The organism is Tsukamurella conjunctivitidis (genome assembly GCF_007858475.1).
Taxonomy (GTDB): domain Bacteria; phylum Actinomycetota; class Actinomycetes; order Mycobacteriales; family Mycobacteriaceae; genus Tsukamurella; species Tsukamurella conjunctivitidis.
Genome location: NZ_VIGX01000040.1, coordinates 1 through 3065, shown reverse-complemented (window position 1 = coordinate 3065; position 3065 = coordinate 1). Strand labels below are relative to the sequence as shown.

At 67.3% G+C, this 3065-nt stretch carries 3 protein-coding genes; 1 reads left to right on the top strand and 2 read right to left on the bottom strand.

Going from position 1 to position 3065, the window contains the following annotated elements; genetic code table 11:
• Nucleotides 1-86: 86 nt before the first annotated feature.
• Nucleotides 87-338: a hypothetical protein gene (locus FK530_RS24185; protein ID WP_133298647.1), complete on the top strand. Its 252-nt coding sequence runs from the start codon at nt 87-89 to the stop codon at nt 336-338.
• On the opposite strand, the gene istB is transcribed toward FK530_RS24185, so the two are convergent.
• Complete coding sequence (istB, locus tag FK530_RS24180) at nt 335-1162, bottom strand: IS21-like element helper ATPase IstB (protein WP_068526535.1); 828 nt, start codon at nt 1160-1162, stop codon at nt 335-337. The two genes, FK530_RS24185 and istB, sit on opposite strands and share 4 nt — an antisense overlap.
• On the bottom strand, nt 1159-2916 hold the full coding sequence (istA, locus tag FK530_RS24175) for an IS21 family transposase (protein WP_231703188.1): 1758 nt from the start codon (nt 2914-2916) through the stop codon (nt 1159-1161). The genes istB and istA overlap by 4 nt, the downstream gene beginning before the upstream one ends.
• Between the last annotated feature and the right edge of the window lie 149 nt (nt 2917-3065).

Below are 3065 nucleotides of genomic sequence, written 5' to 3'. Positions count from 1 at the left end.
TGGCTATGTCAAGTTGATCTGGCCCCGGTAGGGCGGTTTCATTCGGCCCCACCTGAGTGGGGCCCTGAGCCGCTAGAGTCCGGGGTGTGGATGGGCGGCCGCGGGTGCGCAGTGTGGTTGCGCCGACTGGTTGGGATCGCGAGTCGGTGCGTGCGTATGCCGAGTTCGTGATCGCGCGTGATGATCAGCTCGGTGATCAGGTATCGGTCCGGGTGAAGATTAAAGACGGGGAGCCACTGCCGAACCTGACGACCCGGTGGACCGTGGTTTATGTCACTCACCAGAACCGGGCCTTGCGCCGGCATCTGTCGGTAGTCAAGGACGAACGCCGCGCTTAGCCCGCGGTAGCTGCTGCTTCGGTGTGAGCCAGGCGGTAGCTGTGAGTGCCGGTTTCGATGATGGTGCCGCGGTAGGTGAGCCGGTCGACGATCGCGGCGCAGAGTCGTGGGTCGGTGAAGGTGTCTGTCCAGCCGGAGAAGGACTGGTTGGAAGCGATCGCGACGCTGTTCTTCTCTTCGCGTTCGGTGAGGACTTGGAAGAGCAGTTCGGCGCCGCGGCGATCGAGTTCCATGTAGCCGAGCTCGTCGATGATGAGCAGGTCAACGCGGCCGTAGCGGTTGATGGTCTTCGCGAGCTGCTTCTCGTCAGCGGCCTCGACCAGCTCGTTCACTAGTTTGGTGGCGAGGGTGTAGCGGACTCTAAAGCCTTGCTCGGCGGCAGCGGTTCCCAATCCGATCAGCAGATGGGATTTGCCGGTTCCGGAGTCGCCGATGAGGCAGAGCGGCAGTCCGTGGCGGATCCAGTCGCCGGTGGCGAGCTGGTGGATGGTGGCGGGTTCGATGTCGGGGTTGGCGTCGAAGTCGAAGTCCGCCAGCCACTTCTCCCGCGGGAACCCCGCGGCTTTGACGCGGCGAACAGTGGAGCGGCGGTCCCGGTCGTCGACTTCGGCGAGCAGGAGTTCGGCGAGGAACCCCTGGTAGGACAATTGCTGCTTGGCGGCGGCGGTGAGGTGCTGGTCGATCATCGACCGCACTGTCGGCAGGCGTAGGCGCCGGCAGGCCTGGTCAACGGCGGCGAGGGCGGCTTCTTCGGTGAGGCCGCCCCGGCGGCGCAACGACGGGGCCAGCGCATTCGTCTGGTTCTTATTGGCGGTTGCGGTCATAGCCGGGTGGGCCTTTCAATCGGTGGTGGGTCCAGCGACTCAATCGGTGGTGGGTCCAGCGACGCAGGTAGCGCGTCGGAGGCAGTGCGTCGCCGGTGCTGCGGGAGCAGGCGGTCGTAGGCCGTAACGCTGGGCAGCGGTCGCCGGTCGGGTGGCAGGCCGGCGATCACCGCCGCGGGGTCTGCGAGCCGTCGTTGGGTGAGGCTGACAACTCGTTGCTCGCGTCGTTCGGCATGGCGATCGAGATGACGGCCAGCGTTGGCCCCACCTGTCTGGTCGGCAGCGACCGAGGCGTGCGCGAGCAGGCGGGCTTCGGCGCGGCGAGCCTCAACGGCGACGACCTCGGCGCTCACCGCCCCGACCCGCAATGCAGCATCGATGCCGGCGATCACCGCCGCGGCGGGCAGGCTGCGGTGCAGCAGCAGGACGTCGATCAGCTCGCTGGTGCCGTCGGTGTCGCCGTTGACTCGTCGGGCGGCGGCCCAGAACGCATCATGGCTGGCGGTGAACACCCCGGCAGCGCGGGCCTGCGCCAACGCCGTTGATCCCGGCAGGGCACCGGGTTTGAACTTGAGCACCTCGAGGTAGTGGTCGAGGTCGATCTTCGCGGTGCCGCGGCCGGCGACCCGTGGATGCCGCGCGACCAGGGTCCGGCCGTCGTAGACCAGCAGCTGGGAGGCTTGTAGTGAGACGCGGACTCGGCGGCCGATCAGGTGCGCCGGCACCGAATACTTCACCATCCGAACGGTGATCATCGCCGACCGATCGACCCGTGGTGTGAGGATCAGGCCCGGGTCGAAATCCTCCACCGGCAGCGGCGCGAGCGCTGCTCGGTCGTGCTCGTAGTCCTGGCCGATGGTGCGCAGTCGTCCGTCGATCCGGCGGCCCTCGTCGCGGTCCTCCCAGGCTTTGATCTGCTCGTTGAGCTCATCGAGGGACTCGACCTGCGGCATTGGGGTCAGCCGGTTGCGGCGGAACCATCCGACCTCGCCTTCAACGCCGCCCTTCTCGTGCGCCCCGGCGATGCCGGGCTGGCAGTAGAACGGATCGAATCCGTAGTGCGAGTGAAACAACGTCCACCGCGGGTTCTCCTGTCGCCGCCGGTCTCCGCCCTGCAGGACCGCGACCACCGCCGAGGTGAGATTGTCGTAGCGGATATGCCGGGTCGGGACCCCGCCGAGCTCGCGGAACGCCTCGACGTGCCCTTCGAGGAACGCTTCCTGCCCGCCGGTCGGATAGACCCGGTGAATGGCCTTGCCCGAGTGCGAGAGCCGGTAGACGAACATGTGGCACTTGGTCTTCACCCCGCCCAGGATCACCCAGACCTCGCCGAAGTCGACCTCCGCCTCCGCGCCCGGGGCGTGGTCCTGGGCGATGAACACCTCCGTCCGGCGGCCGGCCTCCACCTCGATCTGCGCCCGCCGGACCCGCACGTAGTCCCGCACCGTCGAATACGACAACTCGACCGCATCGTGCTCGATCGCCAGGCGTTCCCGGATCCGCGTCGCGGTGTGCCGCTGCTTACGCGGAGCATCCAGATCCGACCGCAACATCTCATCAATCGCCGCCTTGAACCGGTCCAACCGCGGCGACGACCGCTCCGGCGTCTTCCGCGGCGGCGGCTCCGCCGATGACAACGCCTGCCGCACCGTCCTCCGGTGCACGCCATGCTTGCGAGCCAACGCCCGGATACTCATGCCCTCGACCCGGGCGTCCCGCCGGATCTGCGCGAACAGCTCCACCTTCGATCCCATCATTGGCCACCACCTGCTTCGGCTCGGAAACGATGTTCACGAGCAACCATCAGGTGGGGCCAGATCAAACCGTCGCAACACCACCGGCGAGTCGCAAACGGGGCCAGGTCTAGCCGTCGAGCCGGGGCCTCTTCAAGCTGTCATAGCCA